General features: G+C 61.9%; 19 protein-coding genes and 2 riboswitches. Of the genes, 12 read left to right on the top strand and 7 right to left on the bottom strand.

The window, feature by feature from the left end; all coding sequences use genetic code 11:
• Nucleotides 1-23 precede the first annotated feature (23 nt).
• The 4 genes from FO488_RS03695 (at nucleotide 24) to FO488_RS03680 (ending at nucleotide 3,296) form a co-directional block, all read left to right on the top strand.
• Nucleotides 24-731, top strand: a complete 708-nt coding sequence (locus FO488_RS03695; RefSeq protein ID WP_149209312.1) for a phosphatase PAP2 family protein — start codon at nucleotides 24-26, stop codon at nucleotides 729-731.
• The gene (locus FO488_RS03690) at nucleotides 731-1,393 is read left to right on the top strand and encodes a response regulator (protein ID WP_149209311.1); all 663 of its coding nucleotides are present in this window, start codon (nucleotides 731-733) and stop codon (nucleotides 1,391-1,393) included. The genes FO488_RS03695 and FO488_RS03690 overlap by 1 nt, the downstream gene beginning before the upstream one ends.
• A complete protein-coding gene (locus tag FO488_RS03685; protein ID WP_240732167.1) occupies nucleotides 1,390-2,712 on the top strand; it encodes an ATP-binding protein in 1,323 nt (440 codons plus the stop codon). Before FO488_RS03690 ends, FO488_RS03685 begins: the two co-directional genes overlap by 4 nt.
• Nucleotides 2,713-2,909: 197 nt before the next feature.
• Nucleotides 2,910-3,296: a hypothetical protein gene (locus FO488_RS03680; RefSeq protein ID WP_149209309.1), complete on the top strand. Its 387-nt coding sequence runs from the start codon at nucleotides 2,910-2,912 to the stop codon at nucleotides 3,294-3,296.
• Nucleotides 3,297-3,669: 373 nt separating this feature from the next.
• On the opposite strand, the gene FO488_RS03675 is transcribed toward FO488_RS03680, so the two are convergent.
• The 3 genes from FO488_RS03675 to FO488_RS03665 form a co-directional block, all read right to left on the bottom strand.
• On the bottom strand, nucleotides 3,670-5,475 hold the full coding sequence (locus tag FO488_RS03675; RefSeq protein WP_168205865.1) for a flavocytochrome c: 1,806 nt from the start codon (nucleotides 5,473-5,475) through the stop codon (nucleotides 3,670-3,672).
• Between the two features lie 30 nt (nucleotides 5,476-5,505).
• Entirely contained in the window at nucleotides 5,506-7,275 is a 1,770-nt protein-coding gene (locus FO488_RS03670; RefSeq protein WP_149209308.1) for a fumarate hydratase, read from the bottom strand.
• 181 nt (nucleotides 7,276-7,456) lie between these two features.
• Entirely contained in the window at nucleotides 7,457-8,785 is a 1,329-nt protein-coding gene (locus tag FO488_RS03665; RefSeq protein WP_149209307.1) for an anaerobic C4-dicarboxylate transporter, read from the bottom strand.
• Between the two features lie 413 nt (nucleotides 8,786-9,198).
• Here FO488_RS03665 and FO488_RS03660 point away from each other — a divergent pair, with 413 nt between their 5' ends.
• The gene (locus FO488_RS03660; RefSeq protein ID WP_149209306.1) at nucleotides 9,199-10,725 is read left to right on the top strand and encodes a radical SAM protein; all 1,527 of its coding nucleotides are present in this window, start codon (nucleotides 9,199-9,201) and stop codon (nucleotides 10,723-10,725) included.
• 2 nt (nucleotides 10,726-10,727) lie between these two features.
• On the opposite strand, the gene FO488_RS03655 is transcribed toward FO488_RS03660, so the two are convergent.
• The 4 genes from FO488_RS03655 to FO488_RS03640 all read right to left on the bottom strand — a co-directional run bounded on the left by FO488_RS03655 (nucleotide 10,728) and on the right by FO488_RS03640 (nucleotide 17,172).
• Complete coding sequence (locus tag FO488_RS03655) at nucleotides 10,728-11,624, bottom strand: L,D-transpeptidase family protein (RefSeq protein ID WP_240732166.1); 897 nt, start codon at nucleotides 11,622-11,624, stop codon at nucleotides 10,728-10,730.
• 241 nt (nucleotides 11,625-11,865) lie between these two features.
• Nucleotides 11,866-12,168, bottom strand: a complete 303-nt coding sequence (locus FO488_RS03650) for an Lpp/OprI family alanine-zipper lipoprotein (RefSeq protein WP_149209304.1) — start codon at nucleotides 12,166-12,168, stop codon at nucleotides 11,866-11,868.
• Between the two features lie 81 nt (nucleotides 12,169-12,249).
• Nucleotides 12,250-13,572, bottom strand: a complete 1,323-nt coding sequence (locus FO488_RS03645; protein WP_149209303.1) for a L,D-transpeptidase family protein — start codon at nucleotides 13,570-13,572, stop codon at nucleotides 12,250-12,252.
• Nucleotides 13,573-13,700: 128 nt separating this feature from the next.
• A riboswitch (cyclic di-GMP riboswitch) is annotated at nucleotides 13,701-13,777 on the bottom strand.
• Nucleotides 13,778-13,855: 78 nt separating this feature from the next.
• Nucleotides 13,856-13,932: riboswitch (cyclic di-GMP riboswitch) on the bottom strand.
• Between the two features lie 105 nt (nucleotides 13,933-14,037).
• Entirely contained in the window at nucleotides 14,038-17,172 is a 3,135-nt protein-coding gene (locus FO488_RS03640; protein ID WP_168205864.1) for a sigma 54-interacting transcriptional regulator, read from the bottom strand.
• Nucleotides 17,173-17,510: 338 nt separating this feature from the next.
• Here FO488_RS03640 and FO488_RS03635 point away from each other — a divergent pair, with 338 nt between their 5' ends.
• The 7 genes from FO488_RS03635 to shc all read left to right on the top strand — a co-directional run bounded on the left by FO488_RS03635 (nucleotide 17,511) and on the right by shc (nucleotide 24,202).
• Nucleotides 17,511-19,163: an FAD-binding protein gene (locus tag FO488_RS03635; RefSeq protein WP_205743329.1), complete on the top strand. Its 1,653-nt coding sequence runs from the start codon at nucleotides 17,511-17,513 to the stop codon at nucleotides 19,161-19,163.
• Between the two features lie 82 nt (nucleotides 19,164-19,245).
• Nucleotides 19,246-19,635, top strand: a complete 390-nt coding sequence (locus tag FO488_RS03630; RefSeq protein WP_149208980.1) for a cytochrome c3 family protein — start codon at nucleotides 19,246-19,248, stop codon at nucleotides 19,633-19,635.
• Nucleotides 19,636-19,750: 115 nt separating this feature from the next.
• A complete protein-coding gene (locus FO488_RS03625) occupies nucleotides 19,751-19,924 on the top strand; it encodes a twin-arginine translocase TatA/TatE family subunit (RefSeq protein WP_149209301.1) in 174 nt (57 codons plus the stop codon).
• A gap of 351 nt (nucleotides 19,925-20,275) precedes the next feature.
• Nucleotides 20,276-20,419 (top strand): hypothetical protein, encoded by a 144-nt coding sequence (locus FO488_RS19290; RefSeq protein ID WP_168205863.1) that lies wholly within the window; start codon nucleotides 20,276-20,278, stop codon nucleotides 20,417-20,419.
• A 279-nt stretch (nucleotides 20,420-20,698) separates the two neighbouring features.
• Nucleotides 20,699-21,139: a MarR family winged helix-turn-helix transcriptional regulator gene (locus FO488_RS03620; protein WP_149209300.1), complete on the top strand. Its 441-nt coding sequence runs from the start codon at nucleotides 20,699-20,701 to the stop codon at nucleotides 21,137-21,139.
• Between the two features lie 236 nt (nucleotides 21,140-21,375).
• Nucleotides 21,376-21,987 (top strand): TetR/AcrR family transcriptional regulator, encoded by a 612-nt coding sequence (locus FO488_RS03615; RefSeq protein WP_149209299.1) that lies wholly within the window; start codon nucleotides 21,376-21,378, stop codon nucleotides 21,985-21,987.
• A 67-nt stretch (nucleotides 21,988-22,054) separates the two neighbouring features.
• Nucleotides 22,055-24,202: a squalene--hopene cyclase gene (shc, locus tag FO488_RS03610; RefSeq protein ID WP_149209298.1), complete on the top strand. Its 2,148-nt coding sequence runs from the start codon at nucleotides 22,055-22,057 to the stop codon at nucleotides 24,200-24,202.
• Nucleotides 24,203-24,216: the final 14 nt, after the last annotated feature.

Below are 24,216 nucleotides of genomic sequence, written 5' to 3'. Positions count from 1 at the left end.
CACCAATTAAGACGGGAGTCCCCATGCAGGCGAACACGTGGCGAGAGGCGTTGCTCGCAGTAGTATTCCTAACGGTAGTGACGGCCATAATTGCCGCTACCGGGGCAGACCTGGCGGTCTCGTCCCATTTCCACCGGTCCGGCGGGTGGCCGGTCGGGGAACAGTTCCCCTGGAAGGCGCTCTATCACATGGACCGCTTCCCGGCACTCGTTTTGGCGTCCTTCGGCTTGTGCGCCGCCTGCTACGGCAGCTACAAACCGTCGTGGCACCCATGGCGCCGCCGGGGAGCGTTCCTGGTCCTGCTGCTGGCCTTGGGGCCGGGGGTGTTGGTAAATGCCGTTTTCAAGGATCACTGGGGCCGGCCACGGCCCTGTGAGATCGTGCAATTCGGCGGTTCCAGGCAGTTTCTCCACCCCTGGCAACCGGGCATCGACGGCCAGGGGCGCTCCTTCCCCAGTGGGCACAGCGCGGCCGCGTTCTACCTGACAGCGCCGTTTTTCGTCTATCGCCGCACCAGGCCTGCGCTTGCCGCGGGGTGGCTGGCGGGAGGCCTCGGTTTCGGTCTGCTCATGAGCTATGCCCGTATCGCCCAGGGAGGACATTTCCTGAGCGATACCCTCTGGTCCTGGGGGATGATCTATCTGACGGCTTTGGCGCTGTCGGCACTGCTGTTGCCACGCCGGGTCGATATGGTATATTTGACCAATCACGGAGAATTGCAGGAGACCTGATGCGGGTGCTACTGGTTGAAGACGACCGGATGATCGGCGAAGCGACGATGCAGGTGTTGAAGGATGCCGCCTATGCCGTGGACTGGGTACGGGACGGCATCCAGGCCCTGGATGCCGTCGAGACCGGCGAGTACGAGGTGATGCTCCTCGACCTGGGCCTGCCCGGAGAGGACGGCCTGGTGGTGCTAGAGCGGATACGCAGCCGGGGCGACGCCACCGCCGTGCTGATCGTCACGGCCCGGGACGGCCTGGATGAACGGATCAGAGGGCTGGATCTGGGAGCGGACGACTACCTGGTCAAGCCGTTCGCCGCGGGGGAGTTGCTGGCCCGCATGCGGGCCGTTGCCCGGCGCAAGGGAGGACAGGCGGCGACGCTGTTAACCAACGGCATCCTGTGTCTCGACCCGGTGACCAAGGAAGCCGGCTGCGGCGAGCGGCGCTGCCGCCTGTCCGCCCGGGAATTCGCGCTGTTGCAGGCGCTGCTGGTGCGCCCCGGCGCCATTTTGTCGCGCCAGGATCTGGAGACCCGCATCTACGGCTGGAACGAGGAGGTCGAGAGCAATGCCGTCGAGTTCCTTATCCACTCCGTGCGTAAAAAGCTCGGCAGTGAAGCGATCAGAAACGTGCGGGGGCTGGGATGGATGGTGGATCGACACCCATGAATATCTCCTTGCATCGACAGCTTTCCGGTTGGATTGCCCTGGTCACGATCGTCAGCGGCATGGCAGCCGGCGGATATTCCTTTTTCCTGGCCTTTCGGGAGGCCCAGGAACTGCAGGACGACCAACTCCAGCAGGTGGCGCTGCTGGTGGGACGCTCCGGCACGGCCGTGGAGCCGTGGGCCGGGACAACCAAGGCAGAGGAGCGACGCGATCCCGATGCGCGGATCATCATCACCCCTCTGGGGGTTCCGGTGCCGCCAGGCCCGGTTGCCCGGGTCACGCAGCCAGCGATCCCCCCCAACCTGCCAGAGGGCTTCCAGACCATCGACAGCCGGGGGGAAACCTGGCGGCTGTTCGTCCGCACCCTGCCGTCGGGGTTGCGGATTGCGGTGGGGCAGCCGACGGAGGTCCGAGACGAGACGGCCCGGAACAGCGGGTTGCACACCCTGGTGCCGGTGTTGCTGCTGGTGCCATTTCTGAGCCTTTTGACCGCCTGGATCGTCCGGCGCGCGCTCGCGCCGGTCACCGGCCTTTCCCACCAGTTGGACCAACGGGACGACACCAACCTGACGACACTCCCCGAAGGGGGCGTTCCCAAGGAGATCAGGCCATTTGTAACGTCCATCAACGGCCTGATGCGGCGGCTTGACGAGGCGCTCGCCCAGCAACGCCGCTTCATAGCCGATGCCGCCCACGAATTGCGCTCCCCCTTGACGGCCCTAACCCTGCAGGCGGAAAACCTGGAGCGGTGCGACCGCCCCCACGAGCGGGAGGAGCGCCTCCGGCAACTCAAGGAAGGGCTGGCCCGTACCCGTTCGCTCCTGGACCAATTGCTCTCCCTGGCGCGGCAACAGGCCGCTGCCTCCCCCGCGGCCGAGTTTCGCCTGGACCGGCTGATCCTACAGGTGATCGAGGACCTGATGCCCATGGCCGGGGCCAAGGGGATCGACCTGGGGTGCGAGCGCCTTGAGGAGGCAATCGTGAACGCTCCGGCCGATGCGCTGGCCATTCTGGTGCGCAACGCCGTCGATAACGCCGTCCGCTATACCCCTGCCGGCGGGATAGTCGATGTGGAACTGTACCGTGAAGAAGATCGGGTGATCTTTCAGGTGACCGACAACGGCCGGGGGATTCCCCATGACGAGGAGGAGAGGGTCTTTGAACCGTTTTACCGGGTCATGGGTACCGATGAAACCGGCAGCGGCCTGGGGCTGGCCATTGTGCGCAGCATTGCCGACCGGCTGGGCGGCACCGTCTCGCTACGCAACCGGAAAGATGGCGCCGGGGCACGGTTTCGCTATGTCTGCTCGCCGGGGTGACGCCGTTTGGCAGCGGTCCCCTTCCTTGCTCATCCCCCCGGTTTTTTTCCTTAGCACAAAAATGTGCACGCCCCCTAAGTTTCAGCTAAGTATTCGTATATATTGTCACTCCAGGCATCGTTGCGCCGATCATGTGGTGATTGGCACCATGACGTGCGCAGCTTTTGCGACCATATCAAGGAAAAAGGAGAGTGGCTATGGACATCAATGGGATTTCAGGGAATGTCGTATCACCGCAAACACAGGGTACGGCTTTGACGCCCGCAGCATCCGCGGCACCCGCTGCTTCGGCACCGGAACCGTCACAACCCAAACACGATACCGTGGAACTCACCGGTGCGGCTCTTGCCAAATCACTGAAACTGGCCGGACAGACCCCGGCACAGATTGCCCAGAAGATGGGCGTGGACGTGAAAACGGTCGATGGCTACTTGAATATCAAAGCAACAACGGCCGCACCGCTCCCACAAACCCACCAGGTGGCGCAGGCTGCTGCGGCTGCACCCCAAACGGCCAGCCCGGCGGAAGAAGCGACGGAGCCGGCAACCCAGAAAGCGGCGGAAACCGCCCAAGGCAAGGAATAGCACCCGCGGCCTCTGCCGGCCGGTGAACCCCAGTGCCGCCCATTACCCGAATTCGGCAATGAGCGGCTTTTTTATTGTCCCCCATGGTCACACGGTGGTACCTGTTACAGAAAAAAATCATGACACTGCAACTTTTTTGTAACCGAAATGAAAATCCCATCGTCTACTCTCCATAACACGACTGGCCCATACGGCACCCCGCGATTCCCTCCTGATCGCGGGGCATTTTTTTGCCCGCCCCACCCGGCACGTGGCACCGCCACGAAAAAGGGGCCGGCCTGGCGGCCGCCCCCTTTCCCCTGTCAGACGGGTTGTTCTTCATCGTCCCCGAGGCGGGAACAGAAAAACTCCTTCGTTTCCCCTGGACCTGAGTCTATTTCTTCGCCCCGCCCTTCACGAGTTTGGCGGCGCTGGCGCCGGCAATCCGCCCGAAGGTGATGGTCTCGGAAATGGAGTTGCCGCCCAGGCGGTTGTTGCCGTGCACCCCGCCGGTCACCTCGCCCGCCGCGAACAGGCCGGCCATGGGTGTGCCGCTTGCGGCGAGGACCTGGCCGTCGGCATTGATCTTCAGCCCGCCCATGGTGTAGTGCACCCCCGGCTTGACCTCGATGGCGTAATACCGGGCCGTCCTGATGGGACGCGGGATGTCGGGGCGCTTGAAGTCGGGATCGCTTTTCCCGTCAAAGGCGGCGTTGTAGGAAGCCACCGTCGCTTCGAGGACCGTTGCGGGGACGTTGATGGCGGCGGCAAGCTCCTGGATGGTGGCGCCTTCCTTCACCAGTTCCAGGTGAAAATAGCCGTCGATCTGCTTGAGGCTCTTGCGGATACCCTCGTCGAACACCAGGTAGGCCGATTTGCCGGTCTGGGCCAGGATGGCGGCCGAGGCCTTGTCCCGGGTCGTCAGCTCGTTCACGAAGCGCTTGCCTTCGTGATTCACCAGGATGGCGCCGTTGCCCCGCACCGCTTCGGTGATCAGGATCCGGCTGCCGGCCGCCACGGTGGGATGGATCTGGATCTCTTTCATGTCCTTCAGCTCGCCGCCCGCCTTGGCGCCCAGGTCCATGCCGTCGCCCGTTGCGCCGGGCTGGTTGGAGGTGGTCATCCCCTTGTATTCGGGGCGGTAAAAGGCCACCTTGTCCGCATTGGCCGAAAAGCCGCCGGCGGTGAGCACCACGGCCTTGGCCTTGATGGTGTAGAGGCCGCTGTGCTTCCCTTCCACCTGCACCCCGGTGATGCGTCCCTTGTTGTCCTCGATCAGCTTGACCACCTTGCTGTTGAGGCGGATGTCGATCCGCCGCTGGACGGCATTTTTCTTCAGCACGCCGGCGATATGGGCGCCCACGGCCGCGCCCCCCTTGGGCCGGTGGGTGCGGTTGACGCTGGCGCCCCCCATCCTCCCCACATCGCTGATGTCGGCACCCAGGGAGGTCAGCCAGTCGACGGAACCGGCCGATTCTTTGGCCAGTACCCTGACCAGGGCGGGATCACCGATGTTGCCGCCCCCCTTCATGGTATCCTGGTACATGAGCTCCACCGAATCGGCAATCCCCTTGGCCTTCTGGAAACGGGTCCCGGCCGCATTCATGCCGCCGGCGGCCAGCATGCTGTTGCCGCCGGTGATCGGCTGTTTTTCGATCAGGATGACCCTGGCGCCGGCGTCATGGGCCGTGATCGCCGCGGTCATGCCGGCCGCCCCGGCCCCGATGACCACCACGTCGGCCCGTTCGACCCGCTGCTTCACAGCAGCCTTTTTGGCGGCCTTGGGCGCCGGTTTCTGCGGCACGGGGTCCCCGGCGGGGATCTTCATGGCAAAGGCGTGGCAGTTGGTGCAGTACGCCTTGGACTGCACATGCCCCATGTGGCACACGGTACAGTTGATGTCGCCCAGATGGGACTTGTGGGGATTGACGTGACTGCCGGCCCTGGCCTGTGCCGCCATGGCATCCAGGTTGCCGTGGCAGCCGACGCAGGTGACGTTGATCGACCGCTCGCTGTCGTCCACCGCCGCGACCTTGGCCGTGCCGTGGCAGGACGCGCAGGTGACCCCCAGGGCAGTGTGCAGATCGGCGAGGGCGTTTCCGGCCCCGGACGTTCGGGGCGCGGCGCCCCACACGGCGGCAACCTGCAGGGCCAGCGCCGCGCCTACCAACAGGACTGTTTTCAAATTGAAGCGTTTCACGTGCGTTTTCTCCTTATGTCTGTCGTGGGCTTAGCCCAGTATTTTTTTGTACAGGTCGTTGCCCTTGTCGTCCACCAGGATGAAGGCCGGGAAATCGGCGACCTCGATCTTCCAGACCGACTCCATCCCCAGTTCGGGATAATCGAGGCATTCCACCTTCTTGATGTTTTCCTTGGCCAGGATCGCCGCCGGGCCGCCGATGGAACCCAGGTAGAAGCCGCCGTGCTTCTTGCAGGCGTCCGTCACCTGCTTGCTGCGGTTCCCCTTGGCGATCATGACCATGGAGCCGCCCCGGGACTGGAGCAGGTCCACATAGGAGTCCATGCGCCCCGCCGTGGTGGGGCCGAAGGAGCCGGACGCCATCCCCTGGGGGGTCTTGGCCGGGCCGGCGTAATAGACCGGGTGGTGCTTCAGGTAGTCGGGCAGCCCCAGCCCCTTGTCGAGCCGTTCCTTGAACTTGGCGTGGGCGATGTCCCGGGCCACGATGATGGTGCCGCTCAGGGAGAGCCGGGTGCCGGCCGGATACCTGGTCATGTCGGCCAGGATCTCCTTCATGGGGCGGTTGAGGTCGATCGCGACGCCCGCCTCGGCCTTGGTGCGGAAAGCGGCCGGCAGGAAGCGGCCCGGATTGCGCTCCAACTCTTCGAGCCAGATGCCGTCCTTATTGATCTTAGCCTTGACGTTGCGGTCGGCGGAACAGGAGACCCCCATGCCGATGGGGCAGGAGGCGCCGTGGCGCGGCAGGCGGATGACCCGCACGTCCAGCGCGAAATATTTGCCGCCGAACTGGGCGCCGTAGCCGCAGGTGTGGGCCGCGGCCAGGAGCTTCTTCTCCAGTTCCAGGTCGCGGAAGGCCTGTCCCGCCTTGTTGCCGCTGGTGGGGAGCGTATCCAGGTATTTGGTGGAGGCCAGCTTCACCGTCTTCAGGCACGCCTCGGCCGAGGTGCCGCCGATGACGAAGGCCAGGTGGTAGGGAGGGCAGGCCGCGGTCCCCAGGCTCTTCATCTTCTCCACCAGGAACTTCTCCAGGCTGGCCGGGTTGAGCACCGCCTTGGTCTCCTGGTAGAGCATGGTCTTGTTGGCCGACCCGCCCCCCTTGGCCACGAAGAGGAACTTGTATTCCATGCCGGTGGTGGCCATGATGTCGATCTGGGCCGGCAGGTTGTTGCCCGAGTTCACCTCCTGGTACATGTCCAAGGGGATGGTTTGGGAGTAGCGCAGGTTTTCTTCCGTATAGGTTTCATAGACCCCGGCGGAGAGGTATTGTTCGTCGTTGCCCCCCACCAGCACCCGCTGCCCTTTTTTGGCGTAGATGGTGGCGGTGCCGGTATCCTGGCAGATGGGCAACTGGAACTGGGCGGCCACCTCCGCATTGCGCAGCATGGTGGTGGCCACGTACTTGTCGTTGGCCGAGGCCTCGGGGTCGGAGAGGATGGCGGCGACCTGTTCCAGATGGGCCGGCCGGAGCATGAAGCTCACATCCCGCATGGCGGTATTGGCAAGCAGGGTGAGCGCTTTGGGATCGACCTGGAGCATCTCCTTGCCGTTGACCGTGACCACGGAGACATGCTTTTTGGTGAGCAGGTTGTATGTGGTCGTATCGGGCCCCAGGGGATACGGGTCCTGGACCTTGAAGGCCGGGGCCTTGCGGTCCCCCTTCCGCGGTGCGACCTTCGGCTCCTCCGCCGGTGCATCCGAGGCAGCCATTGCCTGGGTCGTGGCCAGTCCCATCAGGGTTGCGGCCGACACGGCCGACACGGTTGCGCTCTTCTTGAGAAAATCCCTTCTGCTGAGTGACATCAACTTCCTCCTCTCGTGGTATGCAATGGCATGCCATTGCTGGTGATCTTCCGTTTTCAGGCAAAAAAAAGGCGGGCACGTTTCGTGTGCCCACCTTTCCAAATAGAAGCGATCAACTCCATTGTGATCCGCCGTGTTCGGGGCAAAGAGGCGGCCCGGGGCCGCGCATGGCGATTGCGGCCTAGAACATCAGTTGCGATATGGTATAGGCCACCACGGTCGAGACGAAGACGCCGATCAGCCCGGGGATCATGAAGCTGTGATTGAGCAGGTATTTGCCGATATGGGTCGTGCCGGTGCGGTCCATGTTGATGGCGGCCAGGTCGCTGGGGTAGAAGGCAAAGAAGAAATAGGCGTAGCTGGCCGGCATCAGGCCCAGCAAAAGCGGGATCGGCAGCCCCAGGGCCAGGCCCAGGGGAAGCGTGATGGCGAGGGTGGCGGCCTGGCTCTTCACAAAGGCGGAGATGCAGAAGGTGGCGATGGCAAAGGTCCAGGGGGCCATCTTGACCATGATGCCGATGTTCTCCACCAGAAACTTCTTGTTGGCGGTGATGAAGGTATCGCTCATCCAGGCGATGCCGAAGATGGAGACGACCGCGATCATGCCGGCGATGAACACGCTGGAGTGGGCGATATCCTTGGCCTTGACGTTAGCGGTGAACATGATGAAGGCGCCGTAGGCCAGCATGACGAACTGGACCACCGTGGTCATGGCGATCGGCTTCTTGTCCATACCCAGGGGGAGCAGCTGGGGACAACTTGCCAAGAGGATGATGGAGCCGACGCCGGCGAAGAACAACAGCACCGAGATCTTCGCGGTGGTGGAGATCTCCTTGCCCAGGGTGGTGACATCGGCATCCAGCGCCTTTTTGAAGTCAGGGTCCTGGAGCCGTGCCTGGAACTCGGGGTCCTTGTCCAGGTCCTTGCCGCGGTTGAAGCTCCAGGCGGCTGCGGCCAGGACGCCGATGACCCCGGCCGGCATGGTGACCATGATGATGTCGATCAGGGTGACCGGGTGGCCGGCCTTGGCGGCAAATCCCAGGAAGAAGGTCACGGCCGCCGCAACCGGGCTGGCGGTGATCCCCATCTGGGAGGCGACGCTGGAGATGGCCATGGGGCGTTCGGGACGGATCTTGGTCTTGAGGGCCACGTCGGAGATGACCGGAAGCAGGGCGTAGACGGCGTGGCCGGTGCCGCAGCAGACCGTCAGGAAAAAGGTGGAGAGCGGCGCCAGCACGGTCACGTATTTGGGGTGGGCGCGCAGCATCCGCTCGGTCAACTGCACCAGGTAGTCCAGGCCGCCCGCCACCTGGAGGGTCGCCGACGCCGTGACCACCGCCAGAATGATCAGCATGACGGCGATGGGAGGTTCGGAGGGAGCGCTGCGGAAACCAAGCACCAAAAGCGATACGCCCAGGCCGCCGATCATGCCGAGGGCAACGCCGCCTCTGCGGATACCGATGAGCACGGCACCTAGTACGAGCACAAATTGGATCCAGAACATTGCCATGACGAACCTCCACTTTGAGGGATGGATGAGTGGATTCACCTGATCCGCCGTTAAACTCTATCCCCTGCTAAAGCACAGGCAATGCCAGCAATGCAAAGTTATTACAACATAGTGTAATAATTAAAAATATTAACCAAACCGCCATGATCCGCGCTACGCAACCGGCATAACCTGAGGTTATGGGTACGTGGCGCACCACGCCGTAGACATTGTCATTTCAACGAGATACCACCCCACATAACCGCGGGTTATGGATATAACCATTTGTTATGGGGGTTTGCGCTCCGCCGCTCCTCCCCCGGCGGCACTTTGGGCCCCCCCCTGGCCCCTTGAGGCCCCGGATGGTCCTCCTTGTCAAGGAGGGGGAGAACCTGCGGCTTGCCATGACGCCCGCGATTCATCATAATGGCCCCATGCTCCTTATCTTTCCTCCCACAGCCAAGCCGTGCGAGCCGCCGGCCGGCATCGCCCAGCTGGCGGCCGCCCTGCATGGCCGCGGCCTCCCCTGCCGGGTGCTGGACGCCAACCTGGAGGGCCTGCTCTGGCTGCTGGGACAGCCGTGCGCGGCCGGCGACACCTGGAGTCGCCGGGCCGCCAAGGGGCGCGCACGCCACCTGGCCGACCTGCGGGGCGGCGACCTGTACCGCTCCCCCGACCGCTACAGCCGGGCCGTCAACGACCTGAACCGCCTCTTGGCCGTGGCGGGCCGGGCAAGCGGCGCGGTGGTGGGGCTGGCGGACTACCAGCACGTCCGGCTCTCCCCCCTGCGGAGCGCGGACCTGCTCTTCAGCGCCGGACACCCCGAGCAGAACCCCTTTTATCCCTGGTTCAGCGCCGGCTTCGAGCAATGGCTCGACGGCGTGGCCACGGTCGGCTTCTCCCTCAACTACCTGAGCCAGGCGCTCACCACCTTCGCCATGATCGGCCAGGTGCGGAAACGCTTCCCCGCCCTGCGCATCGTCCTGGGGGGCGGCCTGGTCACCTCGTGGCTGCGCCGGCCGGGGTGGGAAAACCCCTTCGGCGGGCTGGTGGACCACCTGATCGCGGGACCGGGGGAGCTCCCCCTGCTGGAACTCCTGGGCTCCGCCGCCCCGGACCGGGGACGGGTCAGGCCCGACTACACCCTGCTGCCCATGCGCGACTATCTCGCGCCCGGCTTCATCCTCCCCTACAGCGCCGCCGGTGGCTGCTACTGGAACCGCTGCTCCTTCTGCCCGGAGCGGGCCGAGGGGAACCGCTACACGCCGCTGCCGGTCGGCGAGGCCCTGGCCGACCTGCACGCCCTCGCCGCCCAGACCCGGCCGGTGTTGCTGCACCTGCTGGACAACGCCGTAAGCCCCGCCTTCCTGCGGGCCGTGGCCGCCGATCCGCCCGGCGCCCCCTGGTACGGCTTCGCCCGCTTCGGCCCGGAGTTGGCCGACCCGGATTTCTGCCGCGCCCTGAGGCGTTCAGGCTGCGTGATGCTCAAGCTGGGGCTGGAATCGGGCGATCAGGGGGTGCTGGACAGGCTTGACAAGGGGATCGACCTCGGGGAGGCGTCGGTGGTGCTGCGCAATCTGCATGCGGCGGGGATCGGGGTCTACCTGTACCTGCTCTTCGGCACCCCGGCCGAGACCGAGGCCGAGGCGCGGCGTACCCTGGAATTCGTGGTGCGCCACCACGAGGCCGTCACCTTCATGAACCTGGCCATCTTCAACATGCCGATCTGCGGCGACGAGGCGGCCGGCTACGGCGAGGGCACGTTCTACGAGGGGGACCTGTCCCTCTACACCGCGTTCCGCCATCCCAACGGCTGGGACCGCAAGCAGGTGCGGGGCTTTCTGGACAAGGAGTTCAAACGCCACCCGGCCGTAGCGGCGATCGTACGGAACGACCCGCCCCTGTTCACCTCCAACCACGCCGCGTTCTTTGCCAGTGGGGCGGGTGGGCGGCGTGGGTAGCCCTACGGCCGTATCTCCACAACCGTATCGAGTGACACCAGCTTGAAGATCTCCTCGATCTCTTCATCCGTTACGGCAATGCACCCCTTTGTCCAGTCATTGTTTGCCTGAAGGGCGCCAACCCACGAGAATCCCGCCTTGATTCCGTGGATCATGATGTCGCCGCCGGGGGAGACACCCAGTTCTTTCGCCCGTTTTTTGTCTCGCTCGTTCGGGTAGGAGATATGGAGGGATTGGTGGTACTGGCTGTTCCTGTTCTTTCCGTCGATGACGTAGGTGCCCTCAGGTGTTTTGTTGTCTCCCCGCCGTTCCTTGGGGCCGTCCGGGTTTCCCCCCAGGGCTATCCTGTAGGTTTTGAGCACCTCGCCCTTTGAGAGCAGCATCAGCCGCCGTTCCTTCTTTTCAATCACGATCCTGTCTACCGACCGTTTCCTGGCCGCAAAATCCAGAACATTCTGTTCGAGCAGCCGTATCCTCCGTTGCAGTGCAGCAGCTTCATCCTCCCCACGTTTCGCCTCGTGATGAAGAGCCTCTATTCGCGCGTGCTGCTCGGCAATCAACCGGTCCTTGAAAACCACGTTGTTAATGGTAAAGACCATGACCTCACTGTTGTGCCGGTAGTCGCTCCCGGGATATTCCCTGATGATCTTTTGGAAGCAGTCCAGGGATTTCGGATAATCCTTTTGTTCATTTTTGGGGTGGGCATAAATGATACCCATTTCAAACAGAATCCGATCCCTCGCTGCGGGCTCTTTTTCCATAAGCTGGCCGTATTTGTTCAGAGATGCCTGGTACTTCCCCTGGCTGAACAGGTCATTGGCCTCTGCAAAGGCGGCCCTGTCGCGAAACCCTCCCTGCATGCCGCCGCAGCCGGCCATCATCATCGGCGCTAATACCATGGCGGCAAGGAACAGGAAGAGGCGTCCCCTTCTCCGCCCCCTTTTCCCGCCCGCATATGCCGAAGAACGTCTGAAACCATCAGGCCGTATGATTGGGCAGGCTCTCGGTTCCCTCATCTCCTCACCTCCTGGCGGATGCACCGGGACCATCGTGCTCCGCTAGCGTACGTGGCGAATAATGAAACGGCAGGGGTGTGAGACCCTGCCATTTCATTATCCTCAGCAGTCATCAGGAATCGACCTATTTCTTCATGGACCTCTGGAAAACCGCATCGGCTTTTTTCGCCTTTTCATCGGCGATCTTTTCCCGCGCCTCTGCCTCCTTGGTCGCTTCTTCGGCGCGGGCCGTGGCAACATCCGCCTTCAACTTGGCCGCATCGGCCGCCGCCTTGGCAGCCTGCGCATCCTGCAATGCCTGATCGGCCTTCGCATCGATCAGTTTCTGCTGTGCCTGCATTTTCTCCAGGTCACCGGTTGTTGCACAACTCGTCAGCGTCATGGCGGGGAACAACATCATTGCTACCAGTACCATACTTTTTTTCATCTCCGACTGCCTCCTTTTTTGTTGGTTTGCCCTGTTTCAACAGGTGCCTGTCCAAATAAGGCCCTGCTTCATAAACCCGGTTCACAGCGTCCCGACCGGTTCAATCACGATACCGTCCATATCCAAATCCATTTTCAGGCGCCTGGTCGCCTCCCTGGCCTCGCCAACAGTGCCGAAAGGGCCGGCGATAACCCGGTAGCTCTTGCTCTTTGGCAGCACCTGCGCCGGGATCGGCGGCCCCTGGTGGTTGATGATGGCGGCGATTCTCCGGGCGTCGATCTCGTCATGCACATCGGCAGCCAGCACATACCACGCCGCCATGTTCAGTTCAGGCTGTTCCGGTTTGCCGTACAGGGTGGCCGGATGCTCCACCTCCACGGTTTTTGGCAGCCCTCCCCCGCTCCCCGGGCCCATTTCGAAGATGGGGACGGGAATCCCCCGGGCTTCGGTCTGAACCTGCCTGATCTTTTCCCAGTCGAGCGTGCGCCCTGACTTCTTTTCGATGATTTTCAACCGCTCGTACACTTTCTGCAACTCGCCGGCGCCCGAGTCTTCCAGGGGCGTATGGGCTTCCAGGTACAGCACGCCATCGCGTTGGCCGATGAGGTAGGGCTGATTGACGATGGCGACCGGCGTGGCGACCGGGGTATCGCCGAAGAGCGCCTTGATGTTTTCCGGGTAGAGCCGCATGCAGCCGTTGGTCGCTTTCAGGCCGATACTGGCCGGCTTGTTGGTGCCGTGGATCAGATAGCCCGCTTTACTCAGATAGAGCGCGTATTCCCCCAGGGGGTTCTGCGGCCCCGGCGGCACTGCCGCGGGCAGGATATCCCCCTTCTTCCGGTGATCCGCCGCAATGGAAGCGGGCACATGCCAGGTCGGCCGGGCCGCCTTGCGCTCCACGCGCATCTGGCCTTGGGGCGTGGGCCGCTCTTTGGTCCCCACCCCGACCGGATAGGTCGTCACCACCGGCGATGTGCCCTCCCCGGTATAGTGAAAGAGCCTCATGGCGGCCAGATTGACCACGATGCCTTTTCTCGAAGCGTTCGGCAGGATGAAGCTCAGGGGCAGGACGATACGTTTTCCGACCTCGGGCGCCCATACGTCCACCCCGGGATTGGCGGCGCTGATGGCGTTGATCCCCAGGCCAAAGTGCCGGGCGACATCCGGCAGCGTATCCCCCTTTTCAAGCCTGACGGCAGCCAGCCGGCCGATGACGTCGTCTCCTTTGGCAACCGGGAATCGGTTTCGTTCGACCTCCTTTTCAACCGGGCCCGAAGCAAGCCAGGAATTTTCCTGGGCACCTTTTACCGCGGCGCACCCCTGGAGAGCCGCGATGAAGACCCAAAGCGCCGCAAGGCGAAAACAATTGGACAAGAAGGGCGACTGGGCGACGACTGGACGCATGGGCGATGCACTACCTTTCTCACTGGTCTGTAGGGTGTACCGGCGACAGATCCTCCAACCGGGATTGTCCCCGCACATTTCGGGTCCGGGCGCAAAAAAGCCGGATTACCGCATATCTGGCGTGATATTTCGGCAACCCGGCTGTCTCGGTGAGACCCTGTAGGCTTTCCGCCCCATCCTCGCGGATGGTTGAGTATTATCGTGTACCACCTGGTTGTACTGCCGTCGGCGGGCAGCGCGGTGCGGCACAAAAAAAGCCGGATTGCCGCATATCACGTGATATTTCGGCAACCCGGCTGTCTCGGTGAGACCCTATAGGCTTTCCGCCCCATCCTTGCGGATGGTTGAGTATTGTCGTCTATCCCTGAAAAATTTTCGGCTTTTCTATCAGGTCCGGAGAGGCTTGTCAATTCTATTCTGGCGTTCCCTCCATAAAACCGGCGAGGAGCATACGCCAAGGCCGCTCTATTTATTCCGGCTGATCCCCAGCTTTTTCATGCGGGCAAACAGCGTCACCGGCTTCAGTCCGAGGATGAGCGCCGCGCCTTTGGGGCCGTTGACCCGCCAGCGCGTGGCGTTCAGCACCTTTTCGATATACTCCCGCTCCATGTCGGCCAAGGGCGCCCAGAAGGAGCCCCCCTCCGGCAGGGCGTCCGCCGGGGCATTCTCAACCCCCGTAAAGCTTATCCTGCCGCTGGTAAACTGGACGACCGCCCGCTCCACCGTGTGCTTCAACTCCCGAACATTGCCCGGCCAGTTGTAATTCATCAGCTTGCGCAGCTCGTCGGCGGGGATGTGCTGCAGCTTCTTGCGCATCTTCTGGCTCGATACCACAAGGAAATGCTGGGCCAGGGGGCGGATGTCCTCCAGCCTCTCGCGCAGCGGCGGCACCTGGATCGGAAAGACGTTCAGCCGGTAGTACAGGTCCTGGCGGAACGTCCCCTTTTCCACCTCCCGCGCCAGGTCCTTGTTGGTGGCCGCCACCACCCGGAAGTCGGAACGGATCGCTTTCGAGCTCCCGAGCCGCTCGAAGCTCCCCTCCTGGAGGACGCGCAGCAGCCTCACCTGGACGTGCAGCGGCAGGTCGCCGATCTCGTCCAGGAAGATGGTCCCGCCGTGGGCCAGTTCGAAGCGCCCTTTGTACAGGTCCCCGGCCCCGGTGAAGGCCCCCTTCTCGTGGCCGAAGAGCTCGCTGACGAAGAGCTCGGACGGGATGGCCGCCAGGTTGACCGGGATGAAGGGGCCGTCCTTGCGGTTGCTCAGGTTGTGGATGGCCTTGGCCACCAACTCCTTGCCCACGCCGGTTTCCCCCATGACCAGCACCGAGATATCCGTGGGTGCGGCTTGGCGGATCGCCTCCTTGACCGTGGTGATCCCCGTGGAGGTGCCGACGATGGTCTCGATGGGGTTGTCGATCCCCATCTCCCGTTTGTAGAAGACCGCCTCGTCCTGGTAGCGGTCTTTCGTCTCCCGGATCGCCTCGTAGGCCTCGATATTGGACAGCCCCACCGCCATCTGGCTGCACAGAAGCCGCAGATAGAGAAGCTGGCTTGTACTGAACGCACCTTCGGTGAATTTGTTGTCGAGGTACAGGTATTCCTGCATGGCCTCGTTCTGCCGTGCCGGCATGCAGATGAACGATGTGGTGCCGCTTTGCGCCAGGGCATCCTCTGCCACGGCGTCCGTTGCGCCGGGCCCCGGCACGATCCGCTCCGCTGTCGTCCGGGCGGTCAGGGCCACGACTTTCTTGATAAGCTTGAATTGCCTTGTCGTGAAGAACAGCGGATCCATATTTCTGCTGGCCACGACACACGGTTCCCGGTCCCTCCCTATGCTGAAAAGCGCCCCGCGGGTGGTCATGGTGAAATCCAGCGCCGCACTGATCACCTGATTGAGGAAGGTGCTCTTTTCCCTGATATTTCCCAGGGACTTGTTGATGGCGATGATCCTGTTGAACACTATTTCATTTTTTTTCTCCAGGGGGAGGGTCGCCAGCAACTCCTTGGGGAACAGTTCTATGTCGATCTTGGAGAACACCATCCACGCCTTTTCCAGGTAGCTCTGGGCGTGTTGGGCGTCGCCCGTTTTCAGGTGTGCGCGCCCCAGGGCGATCCGGGTCCGGGCCAGTTCGATCTCGGCGCCGGCCCGCTCCAGAAGGCTCTCGCTTCCGTGCAGGTCCGCCAACACCTTTTCACACGGCTCGTGCCGCTCCAGGCTGCGCAGGGCCCGGTAGCGCAGCCCGACCCCCTTCATGTAGATGTCGTGCCCCCTGAGGACCCGCTCCACCTCCCCGTCGTAATTCATCTCCCCATGGATGAACCCCTGCTTTTCCAGAATGTCCATGTATTCGAAGCTCCAGGGGAACTTCTGCTGGACAAAGCCGCCGTAGCGCATGTACTCCGTGGCCTTTACGTGGTAATCGAACGCCTCCCGGTACTTGCCCTCGCCGCACAGGAAGTAGGCGCGGTAGAGGCAGAGTTCGCGCAGCATGTAGAAGCCGAGCAGCCTGTCCGGCAGCGTGAGCATGGCGTCGACGTAGGCCTTCGCCTCGTCGAGCCTGCGGATCTCGAGCAGCGATACGATGAGCATCCGGTCGACGAACACCACCAGCCGCCGGGACATGATGTTGAGCAGGTTGGTCTTGAGCCGCACCGCCTCGATCATCCCCAACCCCTGGGCCGCCCGCCCGGAGATGACGTAGCTCAGCCCCAGCGCCGCCCCGGCCCACAGCGACGGCTTGTCGTCCCCGAAGGTCTCCAGCTTCTCCACCGACTCCTCGTAGCGCCGGACCCCCTCCGCCACTTCGCCCCGCCAGCGGTGGATCTCGCATTGCCACATGGCCGCCATCTTGACCATCCGCTTGTCGGCCAATCTTTCGGCCAGCTTCATGGTCGCGGAAACATAGTGGGCCGCCTTTTTGATGTCGCCCTGCAGGAGCAGGCGCCAGATCAGCTCGAACTGCGCCCGCGCCAGGAACTGCCACTGCCGGTAACGCCGGGCCACCGCGCAGGCCTCGAACACCTGGGAGACGATCTCGTCCACCGGGATCCATTGCCCCGTGGTTTCGATCTTCCCCATGAAGCCGGACAGGTAGAACTCCGCATTGCCGGCGTTCAGGCCGGCAGCGGCAACGGTGCGCACCAGGTAGTCGTAATAGGCCAGCGCCTTGTCCGGCTGGTCGGTCTGGAGGAAGAAGTCGGCGGCGTTTCTTACGTAGCTCAGCCCTTGTGGGCATTCGCCGTTTTCCAGGTACAGTTTCGCCAGGGCGAGGTCCTTGTCGTGCCCCTCGTCGAGAAATTGATGGTAGGTCCTGATCATGGCGCACACGGCTTCCCGCATGGCCTCCTCCGGGACGTATTCCCGGATCTGTTCCCCCAGTTGGCTTTCACAGAGGAAATAGGTGCCCTTGGGACATTCCTTTTTCTCGCAGACGACCTTTTTCTTTTTGAGTTTGTCCATCACCGTGAGTATTTCCACGGGGGAGCGCGCCGACAACATGCAGAGCAGGTCGATGGAGACCGGTGAAATGCCCTGGGCCAGGTACAGCAGGATTTCCTTCTCCCATTCCTCCAGCTCAAACCACAGTTTGTTCAGTGACATTTTGTCAACCCCATTGGCTTTATTAAATTCAATCATTGCAGTGCATTACACGTTTATTATTCCAAAAATGCTAATATATTAGCATTTTTGGAATATATTATCTATTTAGTATTTATGAAAAAATAATAATTTTATCAAATCCATCAATATCAGCATGTTACTACGAGTGGCACGCGCATTGCTCTACCATGGAATTGTCTCGTTACGGCAATACAAGCGGGCGCCCGTTTACCGTTTTGCAGCGGCATAACCAGAGTGAGGAGGGCAGTTTGATGGTTGAAGACAACTCAGAGGAGGTAAGAGGAATGGCTCACGACACAACGAACGAGGAGAGTGGTATGGATCAGTACACTAAGCATGTGCTCGAACAGGGCATCTCACGGCGGAGCTTCCTGTCCCGCACGGCAATGGGCGCCGCCGGCGCCGGCTTGCTGGGTCTCGGCGGTTTTGCCGCGAAGGATGCTGAGGCGGCGGTGGAAAAAGGCGGGCAGTTCGCCAAGAGTTCGGACGGTGGCGCGACGCTCAATTTCATGCCGAAGCCGAAGCCGATCACGGACAAGGAGATCGCGCATACGGTGACGTTCGACGTCGTGGTGGTCGGTGCGGGCGCCGCGGGTGTCCCGGCGGCGCTCTCCGCCGCCGAGAACGGCGCGAAGGTTGCGGTGGTCCAGAAGCACCCCATGCCGATTTCCCAGGGCAATACCGGTTCCGGCATCGATCTGGCAAAGAGCGACAAGGCCGGCGTGGAGGCACTGGTGGCACGGCTCATCGCCGACAGCGCCCACCGCTGCAGCCCGTCGCTCATCAGGCAGTGGGCCTACAACTCCGGGGAGGCGGTCAAATGGGTCATCGATCGCGCCAAACAGGCCGGCTCGCCGGTCGTGGACCAGGGAAGCGGCCCCCAGGTTGCCATCCGCAAGGTCAACGGCTACACCCTGAATTACGTCACCTCGTTCTTCGGTCCGAAGCCCTATACCACGGGCGACGGCATGCGCCACCTGGCCAAGACCGCCGAGAAGGCCGGGGTCAAGTTTTTCTTCAACATGCCGGCCGTGCAGTTGGTCCAGACCAAGTCCGGTGAAGTGATCGGCGTGATTGCCAAGGGGCGGGACGGCAAATACACGAAGTTTTTGGCCAAGAAGGGCGTCATCCTGGCGACCGGCGACTACCAGAACAACAAGGCCATGTGCGAATACTTCATCCCCGACCTGAAGAACTTCGGGCGCAAGCAGATGGACCGCACCGGCGACGGTTTTGCCATGGCCTACTGGGCGGGCGGCGTGATCGAGCCCATCGGCCACACCAAGATGCTGCACGACTTCGACGCCGGTCCGGCCACCATGTGCGACATGCCGTTTCTGGCCGTCGACCGCCAGGGGAAACGGTTCGTCAACGAGACCGTGGAGATGTCGCTGCTCAACAACTACCTGCGCGATGAAAAGAACGCCGGCCACTACTCGCAGGTCTTCGATTCGGACTACATGACCCAGGCCGCGACCTGGCCGGGCAAGCTGGTTCCGCCCGAAGGGCTGAAGAACTACATGCCCGACGTTCCGGGCCCCAAGAAAGGGGTCTTCCCGTCGCTTATCAACACCCACGTGGCGGACACGCTGGAAGAGCTGGCCAAGAAGCTGGAAGTCGACCCGGCCACGTTCGTTGCGACGGTCAAACGCTACAACGAGGTGGTTGCCTCCGGCCAGGACAGCGATTTCGGCAAGCCCGCCGACCGCCTGGTCCCGGTCCTGAAGGCCCCGTTCTACGGCATCCATCGCCGGGTGCGCGTCTCCACGATCTGCTCCGGCATGCTGATCAACGACGACCACCAGGCCCTCAATGCCGACGGCAAGCCGATCAAGGGGCTGTATGTGATCGGCAACCTGGGCGGCGGCTTCTACGGCGGGGTGGACTATCCGCTCACCGTCTTCGGGCTCTCCCTGGGGCGTTGCTACACCTTCGGCTACCTGACCGGAAAGCACGTGGCGAAGCTGTAGTCCGGAAGCATCCTGAAAGATCGGGAACGGCTGCTGCCGTTCCCGGCACCACTAAAGTCACCTATTTACGAGAGGAGAAAAGATGAAGAACAAAACCATACAAACGTTCTTGTGTGCCATTTCACTGGTTGTGCTTCTGGGGGGGCTTTTGACGGCGGGGGCCTTTGCCGCGACTGCGCCGAAGGCGAAAGACGGCGAGTTGGGCAAACTGCATGCGCAAAAGGGCGTCAAATGCGCCCAGTGCCACGGCAAAGCCAAGACCCCCGGCGCGGTGCCGATGGCAACGTGCGTGAGCTGCCACGGAGAGACGGCAAAACTGGCCCAGAAGACGGCCAACGTCCAGCCGCGCAACCCGCATGAGAACCGCCACTACGGTACGGAAGGCGATTGCAACCTGTGCCACCACCAGCACAAGAAGTCGGAGAATTTCTGTCTCCCCTGCCATGAACGATTCGACTTCATTGTTCCATAAACCACGGGCGTGAAACCGAACCGGACACGGCCGTCCTTCAGCCGACATGTCCGGTTCGGCTTGTACACGACCCGGGAAACCCATCAGGGGCTACACAAGGAAAGGAGAGCGCATTATGTTCGGTTTCGGCATTCCCGAACTACTCATTGTCGGGGCTATTGTCATATTGATATTCGGCGTGGGCAAACTGCCGGAGATCGGCAGCTCGGTCGGCAAGGCCATCAGCAATTTCAAGAAGGCCGCCGACGGCAAGGACCAGATCGAGCTTACCCCCAAGGGGGAGAGTTAGTCGCTGCCTCCAAGCCTGCCGCTGTATAAACTGGATTTCACAAAAAACTGGGTCGACCTTTGCGGTCGGCCCTTTTTCGTCCCGCACCAGATGATCGCAGGGCCCACACCTTGCCTCCCCGCCATTGCCCGCCTCCGGAAATATCTTTTTTGTATCGCGTCTACAAAATATGCTTGACATATAATACGTACACGTAGTATATCAATAAGTACATTGAGAGGATTCAATGGGCGGGGAGGTGAAGATGCTGTTCGGTGGTAACTATTCCGGGTAGTCTGCCTAGCGAGGGATTCATCCCGTAACCGATTGGAAGTCAAACATATTCAACCATCTATGAGAGGAGTAACCATTATGAAAGCGAAATCCACGATACTGATCCTTGCTTGTTTCTTTTTGACCGTTCTGTGCACATTGGCCTATGGCTGGACCGAGAAGTCAAATGCCGCTTCCGAAGTCGATATGAGAAATTACGACGCCCAGTCTTTCATCTACTGATCAGGCTGCCATGCGCCGCACCATGGCCAGGTCCGCAAAGCCTGGCGGCTCCCGGAAAACATGAAGGCCCTCTTTTTCTGAAGATTGCGAAAAAGGGGGCCTTTTCTTGTACGGTCGGCCCCGCGGGGCAACGTGCTTACGCCCCGGTCCGGCGAGGTCCGCTCCGACGGGCTCCAGACGATCCCGCCCATAAACAATTGTAGAATATACTTGATTTTATTACGCTTAAAATTATATCATTAGATACTGTGTGCAGGCGTATGTTTTGAGGGGGGGGACATGATAGACGCTGATGATGCGCTGGGCTATGTTATCAACGCCGTCGCGAGGAAGTTCAGCCAGTTGTTCAACATGCGGTTCAAGGCTTACGGCATCACGTCGGAGCAATGGTCCATTCTGAGCAAGCTGGTGGATTACCACGGGATATCGCAGCGCGAGCTGTCCACCATAACGGAAAAAGATCCCAATAATATTACGAAACTTCTGGACCAGTTGGAAAAAAAAGGGTGGGTGAAGCGGGCCGATCACCCGACGGACCGCCGTTCCTATGTGTTGCTGGTCACGGAACTGGGTGACCAGCTGGCGCGCCAGCTCAAGCCGCTGGACCAGCAACTGTTCGTGGAACTGACGACCTCTTTGACGAACGATGAGGTCGAGGTGTTCAAAAAGATTCTCTACCAGATAAATCAAGGCCTGAGCGACAAGATCGCCAAGGGGTAGGCTTTGCCCCCGGTCTGCGGGAGGCGAAGCCGTTCCGGCCGGCCATGGCGGTACAGATATGAGGGGGGCATGTGCGTGCCCCCTTTTTTCTTTCCCCGGGTCCCGGCGCCCTACCCTCCGGGGAAAGGCGCCGTCCGGGATGGCGAAGCGGGGAGGCAGTTCCTTTTCTTGCCATATGGATTTCGATGTGTTACTACATTCACTACTCTTGGTAATTTCAATTAACGGTGTTAATAGTGGGTTTGAAAGAACGGCGCATACAGCACAAGGAACAATTCCGCGCGGAGATCCTGGCCGCAGCGCGGGAACTCTTTTCCCAGGAGGGGTATTCCCAGTTCTCCATGCGCAAGTTGGCCGCCCGGATCGAGCATTCCCCGACCACGATCTACCTCTATTTCCGCGACAAGGACGACCTGCTCTTTTACATCTGCGAAGATCTCTATGCGTCCTTTCTCAAGGCCATCGTGGAGATCAGGCAGGCCGAGCCCGACCCGGGCAAGGCGCTCCGCCTCGTCCTCCACCAGTACATCCTGTTCGGCGTCTCCCATCCCGAGCACTACAAGACGGTGTTTTTCACCAGCCCAGTGGTCTACGGCTCGCCGGACAGCTTTATGACGCGGGATACGGTCGCCTTGCGCTCGTACCGGGCCATCCTTGAGCTCATCAACGACTGCATGCGGTGCGGCGTTCTGAAAAAATGCGACGACGCCATGCTCGCAATGGTGTTCTGGAGCGCCATGCACGGCCTGGTGGCCAGCATCATCTTCACCAGGGACTTCCCCATGCCCGATACCGCGCTCATGGCCGAGACCCTGATAGACGGACTCCTGAGGGGTCACGCCCCGTAATTTTTTTTGCCCATGAAGTTAACACGGTTAATTTAGAATAGCCGTGTTATCCGACGGAGGGAAAGACATGATCCATAGCAAAACGAAAACGAAACTGAATATCATAGAAGGGGGCAGGAGCGCCAAACAGGCGGAAGCGGGGGGCTCCGCCGACACCTTCCTCCACGTCGAGGCGGTGCTGGAAAAGGCCGCCCATCAACTCGCCTCATTGCAGAATGACGACGGGCACTGGGTGTTCGAACTGGAAGCGGATGTGACGATCCCGGCGGAATACGTCATGCTGCAGCGGTTTCTCGGCCGCAGCATCGACGACGCAACGGCTTCCCGCCTCTCCTCCTATCTCCTCGACCGCCAACTGCCGGACGGCAGTTGGCCCTTATACGCCGTGGACGGCAACGCCAACATCAGTGCTTCGGTAAAAGCCTATTTTGCCCTCAAACTGCTCGGCCACGACAAAAACGCGCCGCACATGGTGCGAGCCCGGCAGATCATCCTCGCCCTCGGCGGCGCGGCGCGCTGCAACGTCTTCACCAGGATCACCCTCGCCCTCTTCGGCCAGGTCCCCTGGCATACGCCTCCCGCCATGCCGATAGAGATCATGCTGCTCCCGCGCTGGTTCTTTTTCCATCTCAGCAAGATATCCTACTGGTCGAGAACGGTCATCGTGCCGCTGCTGATCCTCTATGCGAAACAGCCGGTCTGTGCGCTGCGCCACGACGAGGGGATCGCCGAACTGTTCAGCACCCCTCCCGATATGCTGGGCAATCTGGACCACTTCCGGCACCGCGCCTGGCGGAAGAACGTCTTCATCGTCCTCGACCGCATTCTCAAGCGGACCATGCACCACATCCCCGCACGGGTCAGTGCCCGCGCCCTGCGCCTGGCCGAACAATGGACCCGCGAGCGCATGCAGGGGGAGGGAGGCATCGGGGCCATCTACCCCGCCATGGCCAATGCGGTCATGGCGTTGAAAACCCTCGGCTGCCGGGAGGACGATCCCGATTACGTGCGCGGAATCGCGGCCCTCGACGACCTGCTGGTTCACCGGACGCCCGTGCCCGACGCCCCGCCCCCTAGTCCCTTTGCGGGGGGCATCGACCGTTCTTCGGCGGCCCCGGACCTGCTCCCGTCGCGGCATGCGGCGACGGCCCGGGATGACCATTTCAGCCTGTGCCAGCCGTGCAACTCCCCGGTATGGGACACCTGCCTGAGCCTGTCGGCCCTGGTGGAAACAGGGATACCGCGGAATCTGTTCTCCGTGGACGAGGCCATGAAGTGGCTTTTCGACCGCCAGATCGCCACGCCGGGCGACTGGTCGGGCAAGTGCCCCGACCTGGCGTGCGGCGGTTGGGCCTTTCAGTACGAAAACACCCTGTACCCCGATGTCGACGACACCTCCAAAGTCCTGATGGGGCTTTTCCGGGCCGGGGCGCTGGAGCGGGAGGAGTACCGGGAAAAGATCACCACGGCGGTCCGGTGGGTCATCGGGATGCAGAATTCCGACGGCGGCTGGGGCGCTTTCGATATCGACAACGACTACCTGTACCTGAACGATATCCCCTTTGCCGATCATGGCGCCCTGCTCGACCCCAGCACCTCCGATCTCACGGGGCGCTGTATCGAAATGTTGGGCACGCTCGGCTACGGCCCGGAATTCCCCCCGATCGCCCAGGGGATCGCCTACCTGAAGCAGGAACAGGAGGCGTTCGGGGGCTGGTTCGGCAGGTGGGGGGTCAACTACATCTACGGCACCTGGTCCGTGCTCTCCGGCCTGCATCAGGTCGGGGAGGACATGCAAAAACCGTATGTCAGGAAGGCGGTGGAGTGGCTCGTGGGGTGCCAGAACGGGGACGGCGGTTGGGGGGAGACATGCGCCAGCTACGACGACCCGTCATTGGCCGGCAGCGGGGCCAGCACCCCGTCCCAGACCGCATGGGCACTTTTGGCGCTCATGGCCGCCGGGGAAACGGAGCGTCCCGAGGTCCAGCGGGGCGTGCAGTACCTGGTGGATCGTTACCACGGCGGCTGGGAGGAACGACATTTTACCGGGACCGGCTTCCCGAGGGTCTTCTACCTGCGCTACCACGGCTACCGGCTCTTCTTCCCGGTGTGGGCCCTGGGGGCCTACCTGCGGCGCCGCAGAGGAGCGCCGACGGTGCAGGACGCGGTACGCAGAAGATATATGGGCGGGGTATCCTGGCTCAAACTGCAATAATGTTCCGCCAGCCG

Origin of the sequence: Geobacter sp. FeAm09 (assembly GCF_008330225.1) — a bacterium.
Taxonomy (GTDB): Bacteria; Desulfobacterota; Desulfuromonadia; order Geobacterales; family Pseudopelobacteraceae; genus Oryzomonas.
The sequence above is the reverse complement of the archived record's forward strand: the minus strand, read 5'-3'. Positions and strand labels throughout refer to the sequence as shown.